The following is a 15697-nucleotide window of genomic DNA, read 5'->3' as shown; positions in this document are numbered from 1 at the left end:
AAAACATATAATACCATGAAAGCACGCTTGTTAAGTTTCAGCTTGATGCTCATCAGCCTGGTAACAATTGCCCAAGAAAAACTGACTTATGAAAATATCAGGGTCAATGCAGAACGCTTGGAGCAGCGAATACAGGAATATGCCAAGTTTGGAATCAACGAAAAAGGAGAACCATATAGGGTTGCATACAGTCAAGGAGATATTGAAGGAAGAGCATACTTTATGGAATTGATGAAAAATGCAGGCTTGGATGTACATATTGACTTTGCGGGAAACATTATTGGAAAAAGGGAAGGGAAAAACTCTTCGAAAAAACCGATTGCTTTTGGGTCACACCTGGATATGGTGCCTAGAGGAGGTAATTATGATGGCACACTGGGATCTTTCACTGCATTGGAAATCATTGAGGTCTTGAATGAGCACAACATCACCACTGATCATCCTTTGGAAATCATGATCTTTCAAAATGAAGAAGGTGGACTGGTCGGAAGTCGTGCACTGACAGGAAATTTAAAAACAGAAGCACTGACTCAAAAGAGCGCAAGTGGACTGACGCTAGAAGAGGGTATTCGTGCAATTGGAGGAGATCCTGGGAGGTTGGGCGAAGTCATCCGGAAAAAAGGAGATTTGGCTGCATTTCTTGAAATCCATATTGAACAGAGCAAAGTTTTGGAATCTCAGGGAATAGATGTGGCTATAGTGGAAGGAATTGTAGGTATTGAAGATTGGGACATCACCGTTACTGGAATGGCCAATCATGCCGGAAGCACCCCCATGAATGATCGGCAGGATGCTCTGATCGCAGCTTCAAAATTGGTTTTGGCAGTGAATGAAGTTGTAAGGAGCTATGATGGAGCACAGGTAGGAAGCATTGGAAAAATTTCAGTTCCTGGGGGAGCACCCAATATCATTCCAGGTAGGGTGGAAATGAGCCTACAAATGCGGGATTTATCTACAGAAAAGATCATGAAAATGTTTGGGGATATTGAAAAACGTGCCGATGAGATTGCAAAGTCAACCAACACAACAGTAGAATTCAAAAATCTGAACCTCGGCACAACGCCAACCATTGCCAGTAAAGAAATCCAGGATAAAATGGAAAGGGCAGCCCAATCCCTGGGAATTTCATTCATCAAAATGCAAAGCGGTGCCGGACATGATGTTCAGGAAATGGCTGCTTTAGGACCTATAGGTTTGATTTTTATTCCCAGCAAAGAGGGTATCAGTCACAATCCCAAAGAATATTCCTCACCTTCCCAAATGGCAAAAGGAGCTGATCTAATGCTCCACACCCTTCTATCGTTGGATAAACATTGAGGAAAGTAGCAGTATATGAGTTGGTATTAAGAATAAAAAATATTGAAATCAAAGATCGAAACTTAATTCAAGCTCAAAAGTACAAAAATTAAATACGAAATACACATTAAAAAAGCTGCCCAAAAACTGGACAGCTTTTTTTATCTCACTGAAGTAGATCTGCTTACAACTCAGGAAGCAAAACAGCATCGATTACATGAACAACACCATTTTCGATTTCCACATCAGCAGCTACTACATTAGCAGAATTACCAGATGCGTCTATAACAGTGACTGCCTGTCCTTCCCGGACAACGCTCAATTCCTGACCGGAAACAGTAGTGAAGTTATTTTCACCCTCCTGAAGGTCTTCTGCAAATGCAATGGCAGGAACTACATGGAAGCCTAAGACGGTTTCCAGATTTTCCACCCCTCCTATCTCGGCCACTAACCCATCAAGATCCTCCACTTCAAACGCTTCCAATGCAGCTTGAAACGCCGCATCTGTCGGTGCAAAGACAGTGATCGCATCAGCTTCCAGTAAAGTACCGGACAGCCCCGGAACAGATTGTACAGCGACTAAAAGTACATTTAGCTCAGCTTCTGCAGCCGCTTCTACTAAATTTGGTGTTGGTTCTTCATTTTGTGGGGGAGTTTCATCCTCATTGTCACAAGATACAAGACCGAACGTGGCGAATAAAAGTGCCGCCAGGAAAACATAAGAATACTTTTTCATGATAATTAATTTGTTGGTTCTTTAGTTTAAACGAATAAAAAATATTTTGTTTAAATTTTTTCTTGTTTTTTTTACATATTATTATTTTATCAGTCTATTTAGTAATTTTTTACCATGTTTAATTATTTTTTACTTGAGAAATAGAAGTGAATTTCTAATGTTTTTAGATAAGGCTTTTTGTAAAGATTTTAAATTACTAACTCTTGATTAGGTTAGTTGAATTGTTAGAGGAAGACCTCAAGGTCAAGGCAAATGACTCTGATTGGTTGCAGGGATATGGGTATCAGCTTTGGCGAAGTCGTCACAACTCCTACAGGGCAGATGGCCGCAATGGTCAGTTTATTCTGGTGCTTCCTGAGAAAAACGCCCTAATCGTTTCCACCGCCGATATTCCCAATATGCAAGCTGAACTTAATTTGATATGGGAACACTTATTGCCGGCATTTCAGTAAAAAATTCTCCATCTAAGAATCAACCTTTTCAATTTGGAAATATAAGTCAAAGAACAAAGATAAACTCTCTGCCTTTATCAATTTTATTATTCCCATATCCAGTAAACTAAAAATTGTTTTTGCAAAAAAAATCCACTACTCCCCAAATAACCCCTATTTCAACGAAAAGTCAAAAGAGGAGGCATGGAGAGAAAAACCGACCAAAGCTTGGTTGAGTGGACATATTGAAACTACGATCCGTCTCTGACGGGTAGAAAAAATTCATCGCAATTATTAAAAAACCAACTCTTATGAATTCAATTCCTATTTGTATATACATAAAGTTTTGTCTTCCAATCTTGTGAACAGTTTGAAAAAAATATCACATACTATCGTTTCTTCACCTTATCAATAATCCAATCTAAATAAACTATTCTTAACCAATCTTAATGATCAAGCCTCTTAAACTCACTTGGAGTCATCCCTGTATGCTTTTTAAAAGCGGTATTGAAGGCTGTTTTGGAACTAAACCCGGCCTCAAACCCAATTCCAACCATGGACAAATGGTTATACTTTTCGTCCATAATCATATTTTTAGCCTCTTCGACCCTGTATCCATTGACCAATTCAAAAAAGCTTTTTTCCAAACATGTATTTATGGCCTGAGAAACCAAATATGGCGGATAACCGAGATGTTCTGCTACTTCTTTTACCGAGAGTCCTTCTTGGATATACAGTTTATCCTGATCCATAGATTTTCGAAATAGCTTCGCAATTACCTCCAACAATTCATTGGACTCCTTTTGATCAATTTTTTCAAAAGACTTCTCCCCTAATTGTGGATTTTCAATTTGCCTTAACTGGTAGACTGCCGGATTGAGTTTTCCTTTTATGGTGATATAATATGCAAAAACTGTATAAGCTATAGTATTGGCAATGCCGTGATAGGGAGAATAAGATTCCTTAAATGTATAATTGATAAAGAGCAAAATAAAATCAATTACAATAAGAAAATACCTACCATAAATCATCTGTTTTACCCATGAAGTCCCTAATCTCAATTCGTCAGAAAAGTTCTTCCTGGCAATCTTCAGGTAATTTTGATACTCTTTTATGGAAAGTGAAAAATATATGATGTAAATAACAACAATGGCTATCAAGCTGAAATACTCAAAATTAGTACCCAAAAACTGATAGTAATACTCATCCTCTTCAAGGTTTGACAAGCGGATCTGACTTCCGATGTAAATCCTAAAAGAATCAAAGACCATCACCAGAATATGCCACCAATGCTTCCTCCAATTGATTTCTTTGTAAAGGCTCTTGATATAAAGATAAAGGGAAATCAAACCTAAAAGCTGAAAGCTAAACAACAACCAATCATAATGGTGATTTAGCCATTCTGCAACCCTATTGATAATTAAAAGATGGCCGATGGAAAATACAAATAGGCTTAAAAGAATATTGGACACCCTGTTTTCCCTCGGATAAAAAAGAATTACTGCTGCAAGAATAAATGCCTGAATAGCTCCAAGAAAACTAAACAAGACTTTAAAGTTCTGTAAAATCCAATCCGAAGATTCAGTTAAGCTCATTCGTAATTTGATGAATAATCAAAATTAGGTATCCCTGTTATTTTTCCAATCGAAGGGTCCTAATTCTTACAAAGGGATAAATATAGGTGAAACAACAAAATTGATCTCTTTAAAATTGAACCAATATTGTTTGCTCTATTTTTGGGCCTAATTTCTACCTTCTAAAATAGGATTCCACTATTTTTAGAAAAATTTTTCAGTAAATGTCAAACTTAGATTTACAAAATAATATCCTGAACATATTGATTATGTTCGGAGGATTGCAAGGAATTATCTTATCCACGGTTGTTTTCCTTTATCCGGAAAGAGATAAAGCTTCAAATAATTTATTGGCTATTTTCATTTTTACTGCCGTAATCTTACTACTTGCACCTATCCTTCAAATTCAGTTAGGCTGGAAATATGTCTGGATTTTTCATTGTACCAAGTTTATTACCATTTCCTCCCTTTACCTTTACATCAGAAGCTTATCAGAAGAAGTCAGCCTCAAAAGAACACTCAAGCACTTTTCATTTGCTGTTGCCTATATACCCATAGCCCTGCATTATGTAAAATACATTCAGGATAAGTATCAGGTAACATACGAATACGCAGGCGGTCAGGACACTTATGATCAAGTCCTTTCTTTTACCAACCTTATATACATAATATTCTATGCTTTTCTTTATTTTAAGGCCTACAAGCAACACAAGGAAAGGGTAAAGCAAAATTTTTCATCCAAGCAAAAATTGGGAATAAATTGGATAAAACAATTGATTTTCGGTTTTCTGGGAACTGTTGTAATTTCATACACCCTGTTGGCTTTTGTATTGACCAATCCTGATTTTTCTACGAAAGGATGTCTGTTAAATATGGTAGCCCTTACTATTTTCCTGTATTTCGTTACCATCAAAGGAAAAATATCGCCCGAGATTTATAAGCTTCGGAAAATTGTCACAGAAACTTCAGCACAGCAAGAAAAGGAAGTTGAAAAGATAGAGAAAATTAAACCTGAGGAGGAAGAAAAGACTATCAATCCTCAATTAGTTGCTATCGCAGACAAAGTAAGGGACGCCATTAAGGATGAAGAGTTTTTCAGAAATGAAAATGTCTCCATTAAGGAACTCGCTGAATTGATCGGAGAACAACCTTATCTTGTTTCCCAAGCTATCAATACCGTAATGGGGAAAACCTTTTTCGAACTGATCAACGAAGAAAGGGTCAATGTGGCAAAAAGGCTTTTGACAGATGAAAAATATAACCACCTATCTCTTGTCGGTATCGGGTTTGAATCAGGGTTCAATTCAAAAACCACCTTCAACACTACTTTCAAAAAACATACGGGCATGACCCCGAGTGAATTTAAGAAAAGCAAAATGCCTGTATGATTGATAAAAGCAATCCAAAAGTCCTTTATCCTTAAAATTTTTTCATGATTGATTCTTGAATGCGTTCGAACTTCCAAGTTTGAACATTCAAGCTGGTTTTGTGCCGCAATTTTGCACAAACGAAAACACAAAACCATGAAAAAATCAATGTTGACTACAGTATTGGCAATGGCTTTCTTATTTGCATCTTTTGCCAAGGAAAATGAAAAAGCAGCTGAAAATCAGGATAGAAATTTACCTGCTGCCAGTTTCAAATCAAAAGAACAAGAAGTTCTTAAACCTACCGCTTACAAACCTTATCAACTCAGTTGGAAAACTGACCTTGTGGTTACAGGATTGGGTGCGGGTACTTATCTGTTTGCCAATTCCCTGGACGACAGCAGAACTCCGTTAACGGCAGAACAGGCTAATGCATTTACCCATAAGGATGTCAATTGGTTTGACCGAAGTGCTACATACAAATACAATCCTCAGCTAAGGGATGTATCGGATCAGTTAGGTGCTTTTGCCTTAGTGGCACCCCTTGCTTTGCTTGCTGACAAAGGGGTGAGAAGGGATTTTGCCACCGTAGGAACCATGTTTGTTCAAACAAGACTGTTTGCATCAGCTACAGCGACCATCAGTAAAAGGAGCATCACCCGCTACCGTCCCTACATTTACAATCCCAATGTGAGCTATGAGGACAAAATTGCCAAAGATCCGGGCCAGTCCTTCTTTGCCCAGCAAACCACCTCAGTATTTTCCACTGCGGTATTTGTGGCAACGGTTTTTGGAGATTACCATCCTGATTCTAAATTTAAGCCATGGGTTTGGGCAGGCTCCTTGGCTGCTGCAACAGCCATCAGTGTGGTCAGGTATGAAACGGGCATTCACTACACTTCCGACATTTTAGTCGGGGCTTTGGTCGGTTCAGCAATCGGCTATGGAATCCCAAAACTCCATAAAACCAAAGACAGAAACCTCAGCTTTACCCCCATCATCCAGGGTAATACTTATGCACTATCTGCAGTTTGGAAGCTGTAAGAATCAATCAAACTCTCATTAAATGGCCTGCTTCATCATTTGAACAGGCCATTTTCTGTTTTTCTACATGAAATTTTGTACGCCTTTTAAAAGCGGAACATGCGTAAATTGATTTCTTTAGTATTTTGGTGAATGAATTATAACCCCACACAAACTATGAATTCAAAAAGCCAAAAAGCCAAAATTCGCAACCTGATTATCTTTTGTACTGTTGCTTTGCTGATAGGTTGGTTTGGAGTCCTTGTTGACCATGCCCTTCCTGAACAGGAAGGTGAGGAAAGCCTGGGAATGGCCATTTGGCTGATTTTTCCACTGATCACGGTCATCATCCTCCGCAGCTTTATGGGAGATGGCTGGAAAGATGCTGGGCTGCTTCCCAAATTCAAATCGAATGGTTTCTGGTATGCAATAGCCCTTTTGATTTTTCCTGCAGTGACCGGTATCACCTTACTTTTGGGATTTGGGGTTGGATGGATGGACTTCAGTTCATTCGAAATCAAACCCTATTTCAATATTTTTCTAAGTCTCCTTCTGGTGAATATCGTCAAAAACATTTTTGAGGAATCCGTTTGGCGAGGTTATCTCACCGTCAAACTCCTGCAATTTAAACTGAGCGATCTACAGCTATATCTGATTATTGGATTGGTTTGGGGATTGTGGCATGCTCCCTATTACTTGGTATTTCTGCCGGAAGAAAGTATGATGGCGGTTTTACTGGTTGACAGGATATCTTTTATGGTATTGGCCGTCATCAATATGGTCATTTGGACGGTGATGTTCACGGAATTATACAGGCTGACCCTTTCCATCTGGCCAGTAATTTTGATGCATGCCATGGAAGATGCCCTGATCAACCATTTGGTTATTGATGGCTATGTACAGATTTCAGCAGGTGCACAGATTTGGATCTCCCCTATTTGCGGAATCATTCCCAATTTGCTTTACCTGTTTATCGGACTATGGCTCAGGCAAAAGAGACTTTCACAATCAAAAAAATAAACTAAACCAACTATTATGAAAAAATCAGTTTGGACCCTTTTCGTTGGGTTCTTGATTGCCCCTTGTCTTTTTGCTCAGGAAAACCTTTGGGAATTTGACACCCATGCCCCCATCCATGCAAGTCCTACTTTGGAAAGAGAAAACCTATTTATCGGAAACAAAGGCGGAACATTTTACTCCTTGAATACTAATTCCGGAAAGGCCAATTGGCAATTCCAATCCAAGTCCCCTATTCTTGCTGAAGCCGCCATCTGGAATGACCTGGTGCTGTTTGGCAATGAAAACGGTCAATTGACGGCATTGAAAAAAGACAACGGCAAACTGGAGTGGATCTTTCAGGCCGGGGAAGAACATGCAATAGACTTATGGGATTATTTCCGATCAGGCCCTTTGCCCGGAAATGATAAAATATTTTGGGCTTCAGGAGATGGACATGTTTATGCCCTATATCCCAAAACAGGCGAAGTTATTTGGAAATTTGATACCGGTGCTGCTATTCACATGACTCCTGTATTGGAAGATGGAAAGTTATTAATCGGCAATTTCAAAGGTCAGGTGTATGCCTTGGAACCTGAAACAGGAGATCTTATCTGGAAATTTCAGGCCATTGGTTCTCGGTATTTCCCAAATGCCGAATTCCAAAAATCACCATTGGTAAAGGATGGAAAAGTATATATCGGATCCAGGGACTTGAATCTTTATGTGCTTGACCTGGAAACAGGGAGAGGTATATGGCACTTTACAGAACAAGGAGGCAGTTGGATCATTGCCTCGCCACTGATTCATGATGGCGCAGTTTATTTCGGAAGTTCAGATACCTACAGGTTTTATGCGCTCGATGAAAAAACCGGAAAGGAAAAGTGGAGTATCGTGACATTTACCCGGTCTTATGGATCTCCGATCGCATTTAAAGATTGGATCATATTCCCCGGCTTTGATGGAAAGATCAGGGCAGTGAGTCCTGGAAGTGGAGCATTGGAATGGGAATATCAGACCCAGACGAGTCTTGAGAATTATCCCAAGCTCTACGATGAAGCAGGAAAATTCAGGACTGACCTTCAAATTAATTCGGCAGAGGATGCAGAAACACTGATAGACAGTCTTGGGCCTATTATCAATACCCCTGTTTTGAATAATGAAACATTGTATTTCGGAAGTTTGGACGGGAAAGTTTACGCTTTAAAATTACCATGACAAATCAAAGGGTTTTAGGAAACACGAATTCATCTTGGTCAGGAAATTGGACAGGAAAAAAACATTTATTATGGGCATTTTTATTCTGGATTCCGGTTTTCATCCATTCAAAACCGGGCCATTGCCAGGATTTAATAGCCCTCCAAAAAACCAAAAGGATTCAGTTTCTCACCGGATACAACCAACAAAAGGAACTGAACCTCATACCTAAGGTTCATCAGGGTTTCCAATTTTCCGTAGAATTCCAGGCTGACAGAGAATTGAACCACCTTAGCCGGTTTCAGGCCAGATTGGGGATTTCACCTTTAACAAGCCCTTGGGAGACAAGCGGATTTTCGGCAAACCTCCAAATCCAAGCAGGCTATTTCCATTTATTTCCAATCTTAAAAATCACAAACTGGAAAATTTGGGCCGGGCCATTTGGCAACCTGGCTTACAATACAAGTTTTTATCCCAATTGGGATGAGAGCCATTTGTATTGGGCCAATCAATTGCAAACAGGAGTTTCTTCAAGAACAGTGTATGGGCTTCAAGGTCAAGCCAGAAGTTTATTTTGGGAGTTCAATCTTCCTGTAATTGGTTTGTTAAGCCGACCAAACATAGAAAGAGATTACAAAATTGATGATTTTTCCTTTAGAGGAATTCTCCAGTCAATGCACCATCAGCCCAAGTTAATAGGGTTGCCCCATAACTTTCAGGTGCATAGCAGGATTGGATACAACTTCCCGATTTCGCAGAAAAAACAAGCCCAAGTGGGGTATCATTTCGACCATATGCAGGTTTCTACCCATTATTCCAATCAGTTTATTCAATCTTCCCATCAGATTTTCATAGGAATCAACTTATGAACATGAAATCGCTCATAGGAATTATACTTCTCTTAATACTTGGATCCTGTCTTTCGGAAGAGCCATTCAAAAAGCCATTTCAAACTTTGCTTCCACAGGAACTTAATGATGGCTGGGAACTCAGCACGCCTGAAAATGAAAACATGGATTCACAACTATTGGAAAAAGCCTTCGAGCTAGTGTATAGGGAAGACAGGTATGTAATGGCGAGAAGCCTTTTGGTATTTAGAAATGGAAAATTGGTGGCTGAGGCCTATCCCAATGATCCGAATGATCTACATAAAATTTCCAATATTCAATCCTGTACCAAATCCATCACCTCATTATTGGTGGGAGTTGCTATGGAAAAAGGTTTATTTGACAACCTTGAAATCAAACTCCATGATTTGTTTCCTGTAATGTTTGATGACAACCTACCTAAAAAACAAATACGCCTAAAGGATGCATTAAGCATGCAGGCTGGATTGGAATTTGATAATGACAAACATACCCTTCAGCTTTGTCAGGAAAAAAACAATTCTATTCAATGGATATTGTCAAAGGACTTAATACATGCACCCGGCACTTTTATGAATTACAATGATGGGGCACCCCATTTGGTCTCTAAAGCTATAGAAACGCTTGCCATGCAACCGACGGCATCTTTTGCTGAAAAATACCTTTTTGAACCATTGGGCATCAAAGATTGGAAATGGGAATCTTCGCGTGATGGGGTAACGTATGGAGCATTCAGCTTATTCCTCAAACCAAGGGATTTGGGTAAAATCGGTCAATTGGTACTTCAAAATGGAATCTGGGTCAATCAACAAATCATTTCCCCTGAGTACTTGGAGGAAGCCAGTTCAATCCAGGCCATCTCCGGACATAATAACCGACCCTATGGCTACTATTTTTGGATATATCCCGAATGGAAGGCATTTGCTGCCTTGGGACATGGTGGGCAATTTGTACTGATGGCACCAGAAAAAAACCTAGTGGTAGTTTATACTGCATGGCCCTATACCCATACCCAACTTTGGGACGATGAAAAAGAACTAATCGCCATGATTATCCAAAGCTGTAAATAAAGCCACGATATTTTTCTGTTTTAAAAAAAACGGCAAGCCCCATTTTCCAAGTCTACCGGCCTATTTTTCCTGCATTTTTTATCTCCCAAGTACTGATTTATAAATCCGAACACCTTTAGACAAGCCCATTTACGTTCGGATTCCCCAATTGGAACACCCACCTGATAGGCCTGCCCTAGTTTTGCATCAAATAACAAACACCATGAACACAAAAACTATCATTTGGCTTTTTATTTCTGTGATGGGCATAGCGCAGGCTATAGCTGGAAGTAAAGGCCTGGAAGGAAACTTTTCATATGAAAATGAAAAGTACTGGGGAAGGGTAAATGACAACCAAGGGGAGCCCCTTCCATTTGCCAATGTGGTCTTGCTTCATCCAGAAAGCAGGGAAATAATAGTAGGTGCTGTGACAGATTTTGACGGCAAGTTTGAAATGGAAACTACATCTGAGTTTAAAGAAGCAATCTTTAAAGTTTCAGCCATAGGATTTGAAAGCTATGAGAAGGTAGTGAATTCCTCCCAAAAGGATCTTGGAACTATCATCCTTGAAGAAGAAATCAACACATTAAATGAAGTAACGGTAAGAGCGGCAAGGCCTGAAATCACCATTTTCGAGGATAAAACCGTAGTCAATGTGGAAGGCTCTGCCATGGCAGAGGGCAGCAATGCCCTGCAAGTAATCGGCAGGTCTCCCGGGGTATTCATAGACAATGACAACCGTATCCAACTCAATGGAAAAAGTGGTGTCTTGGTCATGATTGATGACAAACAGACCTATATGAGCCCTGAAGACTTAGCCTCCTATCTTACTGGTATGCCTGCAGATAACATTAAAAGCATTGAGGTAATCGCCAATCCATCAGCCAAGTATGATGCAGAAGGAGCTGGAGGGGTTATCAATATCCGTCTTAAGAAGAACAACTTAAACGGAACCCATGGAAGCATGCAAATTGGTGGCGGTTACAATGGCTTGCCCAACAGTCTTGCCAATGCTTCGCTCAACCACAAAAGTGGGAAATGGAGAAGCAGCCTTAACCTCAATTACAATAACCAAGGAAATTTGATCAATCTTCAAACCCAAAGGAATTTCTCAAGTCCAGAGGGTAACTCTTCCTTAGATCAGGAGGCAAACACCAAAAGGATTCAGGAAAGTATGTTTGCTACCGCTTCTTTAGATTATGACATCAATGATAAACACAGCGTAGGTGGCAACCTTCAGCTCAACTACCTCAACCAAAGAGACGAGGTGGATGCCATGGCTGATATCCAAATTAGTGGACAACAAAACAATGATTACTTAAAAACCAGTAATGAGGGAAATCAACTAACTGACCGTGTTTTTGCTAACATTCATTATATCGGTTTATTGGATACCCTCGGCACAAAACTGACGGCTGATTTGGATTATTCCCTCATGGGCGCCAATAATCAAAACCAGCTATCCAATCTATACACAACTGGTATAGATGGAATCATCAGCTCCAATGTATTGGACATGAACAATGACATGTACTATTCCATAATGACTACCAAGGCTGATCTGTTTCTGCCTTTACAAAATGGCTCTAGAATAGAAACGGGAATAAAAGGAAGTTGGGTAAAATCACAAAATGATTTGACCATAAATAGGACTTTTGGTGATGAAAATGTAGAACCAATCACCTATCTCAACAACTTCAGGTATGATGAAAATGTATGGGCAGCTTATGTCAACTATGGTGGAAGCCTGAGCAAAAAAGTGAATCTTCAGGCAGGCCTAAGGGCAGAACATACCTCTCTCACAGGTAGGCAGTTGGTGACTGCCGAGGTGAATTCCTCCAAATACCTGGATTGGTTCCCATCTATATTTATTGGGCAGAAAGTCAACGATAATTATCAAATCAACTATAATATCAACAGAAGATTAACCCGTCCTAATTATCGGTTTTTGAACCCGGCGGTATTTTATCTGGATGACCTGACCCAAGAGCAGGGAAATCCAAACCTGACCCCGATGTATGCGCATACAGCCGAAGTGACCCAGGTTTGGCAGAACGCTTACCAGTTTACTTTAGGCTACACTTATACAACGGATATCTTTCAGGTAATCGCCCTGCAAGATGATGCCACTAGAGTAACAACGCTTCAGATAAAAAACCTGGACAACATGCATAATTTCTCGGCCAGGTTGATGGTCCCTGTGGAAATCACCCCATGGTGGTCAACAAACAACATGTTTCAGGCCTACTATAATTCTTTCAATTCCCAAATTGGAGATGAAATGTTAGAAAATTCGGCCTTCTCCGTGATGGCAAGAACCCAGCACAATATTACGCTACCCGGCAACCTTAAATTAGAGCTTATGGGCATGTATGTGGGGCCACAGGTACAGGGGGCATTTAGGTTCTCAGGATTCTTCTACATGGATGCCGGAATTTCCAAGTCTTGGAAGAATGACAAGTTTAACGTTTCCCTGACAGGTAGAGACCTATTCAGGTCCCAAAAGCTTAGAGGAGAGATGCAGTTTGCCAATGTGGACACCAGATTCAGCCAATACTTTGGCCAGCAGGGAGTCAATTTCACCTTCCGGTATAGGTTCTCCAAAGGACAGTCCTTCTCAGTAAACCAACGAAGCGGAAGTATTGAAGAAAGAAGCAGATTGGATTAATCCAAATCACTCTTTCATCTGCACCGAAGATGTGTACCCAGGAACATTTGGATTTGGGTTCACACAATTCAAAAAAAGAAAAGCAACTAAGACCTTGTTAATCATTAATTTATTAAAATCATGAAATTTCAATTCGAATCATTAGATATGAACTACCATATTCAAAAAGTTAAATCTATAAAATACACCATTGAAGCAGCTATGGATAATCCAAGAGAAGCCTTGAAAAGTATTTGGACTGGAGAAAAGCCTGATTCTAAGGTTAAAAAGCACAGTTTGCTAGCAGCGTTTACAGCTCTCTTTGTTACCGCTCCTCTCGAGATTAAAGAAATACACCTCAAAATCCTTCAGAGTGAATTCGGCATAAAAGAATTAGAAGATATTTGTGACATTCTTTCCAAAAAACTTCAAAGCAGGTTACCTAAAGCAGCATGATCAATGATCGCACCGGATCCAAAATATGGCTCCGGTTTTTTTGCTTTTGGGAAGATTTCACCTTATTAAGTTAAACTAACCGAAAAATCCTAAAGGTCCCCTTTTTACAGATTGCTTGGAAAACCAATAGCTTATTTCAATTTATTTGCTGTAATATTGTATAAGAATGACTCCAATTCAAAACATCAAAATTCAGCGATCAAATAGCTCAAATCTTGATTTCCTGAGCCTGGTAAAGCTATTGGATAAAGATTTGGATATAAGAGATGGAGCTGACCACTCTTTTTATGCTCAGTATAACAAGTTGGACAAAATCAATCATGTCGTTATTGCTTATGCCGGACAAATTCCAGTGGGATGCGGTGCATTTAAAGAATATGAGAAGGACAAAGTTGAGATTAAAAGAATGTATGTTCTGGAAAACTATAGAAATAAGGGAATTGCTGGATTAATCCTTCAAACTTTGGAACAATGGGCTATAGAATTGGGATATTCCTCTGCAATTTTGGAAACCGGTTTAATGCAGCCCGAAGCCATTGGGTTGTATAAAAAATCAGGTTACGACACCATTCCAAATTACGATCAATATGCGGGTATAGAGAACAGTGTTTGTTTCCACAAAACCCTGACAAAGGATTAGATGTAAAAATGGAAAAAGGGAGAAGATTCAGTTTTCAAAAATCCTACTCAAATTCCTTTTACTTAAAATTCTTAAACCTATCCCTATTAGGAACATCCAAATCCCAGGCCCAATTTTTTCTAAATAATAGATGGCATCATTCAATGGGTTTTTATAGAATATTACCAATTGCAACATAAAGTAGATTATTGAGCAGCTCAGGAAAATATAAGAAAGGACTTTAACAAATAAGTTAGCTGAATTCATGGAACTTGTCTTTTTCATTATTTTTTTGGATTACTTGAATTTTACTTTAAACTAACTTCAAAATTTTTCTCTTTAAGGTTTCCTGCTATCCACTTTAAGATTAAGAAAAGGATCAAGCCATTTAGCCCAAATAAAAGTGCGTTTTGTATCAAAAAGTCAAATTTATCCAATAGTTCTAACTTTGACTGAATTTTAAAAAAATCATACAGACCGGAAAAAAGCCTCAGTATTCCTCCAAATAGCAAAAGGTAAGCGATCACATATAGCCCCTTTAGGTTTCCGAACTTAAATTGAATTTTCATTTTTTTTAGTTTGATTTGTTTAACAAAGGTAATAGGCCTATCACCCCCAAAAATTGACCTATGTTAAGTTAATCCATAACTTGGAAATCAAAATGAACATCAAGCCCTCCATGGATAGAACACTTTCGGAAGATGAGTACGAACAACATCTAAAGGCATCAAGGGAGCTTTTGTATGATTACCTCCCTTTGACGGATGAACAATGGGAAGTATTCAAGCAGGGTTTTAAAATCAGAAAATACCATAAAGGGGACTTTATTTTAAATGAGGGAGAAACGGAGCGCTTTCTTTCGATTGTTTTAACCGGCTGCACCAGACATTATATAATGGTCAAAGGAGAAGAAAAATCTTTTGACTTTTCCTTTCAGCACGAGTTCAACTGTTCTTATTCCAGTTTTATCCAACAGGAACCATCCCGCTTTTTCATTCAGGCTTTGGAAGATTGCGTATTGGCTTCTATCCATCATGATTTCCTGCAGCAGCTTTATCAGCACTATCCCGAAAGCAACAAGTTTGGAAGGACTGCTGTGGAACAGTATTATATATGGAGAGAACAAAGGGAAATTTCTCTAATGACAGGTTCTGCGCAGGAAAGGTATCTCAGGTTGATGCAAAAGTACCCGATATATTTAGAGCAAGTGCCCTTAAAATACCTGGCATCCTATCTCAACATCAAACCAGAGTCGCTGAGCAGAATTAGAAAAAAACTTTTTGAGGAGCGCTAGTTATCTTCTTAACATAGGTCAATTTCCCACTCCACATCTTGCCCCAACTTTGTAGCTGACAAACAAACAGTTACAAAAATGAAAAAAATCACGTCTACCAAAGCGCTATTGATTATTGCATTCTTCCTACATGGCCATCATCTAAT

15 protein-coding genes are annotated in these 15697 nt (G+C 39.2%); 12 read left to right on the top strand and 3 right to left on the bottom strand.

Features of this window, described 5'->3' with window-relative positions; all coding sequences use genetic code 11:
- Nucleotides 1-15: 15 nt before the first annotated feature.
- Entirely contained in the window at nucleotides 16-1317 is a 1302-nt protein-coding gene (locus tag A33Q_RS06730) for a Zn-dependent hydrolase (protein WP_009036334.1), read from the top strand.
- Nucleotides 1318-1480: 163 nt separating this feature from the next.
- Here A33Q_RS06730 and A33Q_RS06725 read toward each other — a convergent pair whose 3' ends face one another.
- On the bottom strand, nucleotides 1481-2032 hold the full coding sequence (locus A33Q_RS06725; RefSeq protein ID WP_009036333.1) for a fasciclin domain-containing protein: 552 nt from the start codon (nucleotides 2030-2032) through the stop codon (nucleotides 1481-1483).
- A 203-nt stretch (nucleotides 2033-2235) separates the two neighbouring features.
- On the opposite strand from A33Q_RS06725, the gene A33Q_RS06720 reads away from it, so the two are divergent.
- Nucleotides 2236-2484, top strand: coding sequence for a hypothetical protein (locus tag A33Q_RS06720; protein ID WP_009036332.1), 249 nt, complete (start codon nucleotides 2236-2238; stop codon nucleotides 2482-2484).
- Nucleotides 2485-2909: 425 nt separating this feature from the next.
- Here the strand turns inward: A33Q_RS06720 and A33Q_RS06715 are convergent, their stop codons facing one another.
- Nucleotides 2910-4058, bottom strand: a complete 1149-nt coding sequence (locus A33Q_RS06715; protein WP_009036331.1) for a helix-turn-helix domain-containing protein — start codon at nucleotides 4056-4058, stop codon at nucleotides 2910-2912.
- Between the two features lie 203 nt (nucleotides 4059-4261).
- Between A33Q_RS06715 and A33Q_RS06710 the strand changes: the two genes are divergently transcribed.
- From A33Q_RS06710 to A33Q_RS06670, 9 genes are all read left to right on the top strand, one after another.
- Nucleotides 4262-5425: a helix-turn-helix domain-containing protein gene (locus A33Q_RS06710; protein WP_009036330.1), complete on the top strand. Its 1164-nt coding sequence runs from the start codon at nucleotides 4262-4264 to the stop codon at nucleotides 5423-5425.
- A 135-nt stretch (nucleotides 5426-5560) separates the two neighbouring features.
- Entirely contained in the window at nucleotides 5561-6448 is an 888-nt protein-coding gene (locus tag A33Q_RS06705) for a phosphatase PAP2 family protein (protein ID WP_009036329.1), read from the top strand.
- A 156-nt stretch (nucleotides 6449-6604) separates the two neighbouring features.
- Nucleotides 6605-7447 carry a CPBP family intramembrane glutamic endopeptidase gene (locus A33Q_RS06700; RefSeq protein ID WP_009036328.1) on the top strand — a complete coding sequence of 281 codons (843 nt, stop codon included), beginning with the start codon at nucleotides 6605-6607 and terminating at the stop codon, nucleotides 7445-7447.
- Between the two features lie 15 nt (nucleotides 7448-7462).
- Nucleotides 7463-8641 (top strand): outer membrane protein assembly factor BamB family protein, encoded by a 1179-nt coding sequence (locus A33Q_RS06695; protein ID WP_009036327.1) that lies wholly within the window; start codon nucleotides 7463-7465, stop codon nucleotides 8639-8641.
- Nucleotides 8638-9489 (top strand): hypothetical protein, encoded by an 852-nt coding sequence (locus A33Q_RS06690; protein ID WP_009036326.1) that lies wholly within the window; start codon nucleotides 8638-8640, stop codon nucleotides 9487-9489. Before A33Q_RS06695 ends, A33Q_RS06690 begins: the two co-directional genes overlap by 4 nt.
- A gap of 2 nt (nucleotides 9490-9491) precedes the next feature.
- Nucleotides 9492-10556 carry a serine hydrolase domain-containing protein gene (locus A33Q_RS06685; RefSeq protein ID WP_016254816.1) on the top strand — a complete coding sequence of 355 codons (1065 nt, stop codon included), beginning with the start codon at nucleotides 9492-9494 and terminating at the stop codon, nucleotides 10554-10556.
- Nucleotides 10557-10758: 202 nt separating this feature from the next.
- On the top strand, nucleotides 10759-13203 hold the full coding sequence (locus tag A33Q_RS06680; protein WP_009036324.1) for an outer membrane beta-barrel family protein: 2445 nt from the start codon (nucleotides 10759-10761) through the stop codon (nucleotides 13201-13203).
- Between the two features lie 120 nt (nucleotides 13204-13323).
- The gene (locus A33Q_RS06675; RefSeq protein WP_009036323.1) at nucleotides 13324-13638 is read left to right on the top strand and encodes a hypothetical protein; all 315 of its coding nucleotides are present in this window, start codon (nucleotides 13324-13326) and stop codon (nucleotides 13636-13638) included.
- 166 nt (nucleotides 13639-13804) lie between these two features.
- A complete protein-coding gene (locus A33Q_RS06670) occupies nucleotides 13805-14278 on the top strand; it encodes a GNAT family N-acetyltransferase (RefSeq protein ID WP_009036322.1) in 474 nt (157 codons plus the stop codon).
- 287 nt (nucleotides 14279-14565) lie between these two features.
- On the opposite strand, the gene A33Q_RS06665 is transcribed toward A33Q_RS06670, so the two are convergent.
- A complete protein-coding gene (locus A33Q_RS06665) occupies nucleotides 14566-14826 on the bottom strand; it encodes a hypothetical protein (protein ID WP_009036320.1) in 261 nt (86 codons plus the stop codon).
- 92 nt (nucleotides 14827-14918) lie between these two features.
- On the opposite strand from A33Q_RS06665, the gene A33Q_RS06660 reads away from it, so the two are divergent.
- Complete coding sequence (locus tag A33Q_RS06660) at nucleotides 14919-15551, top strand: Crp/Fnr family transcriptional regulator (protein ID WP_009036319.1); 633 nt, start codon at nucleotides 14919-14921, stop codon at nucleotides 15549-15551.
- The last annotated feature ends 146 nt before the right edge of the window (nucleotides 15552-15697 follow it).

The organism is Indibacter alkaliphilus LW1 (assembly GCF_000295935.2).
GTDB classification, from domain to species: domain Bacteria; phylum Bacteroidota; class Bacteroidia; order Cytophagales; family Cyclobacteriaceae; genus Indibacter; species Indibacter alkaliphilus.
Note: the sequence above shows the minus strand (reverse complement) of the source record. Positions and strands in the feature narration are given on the sequence as shown.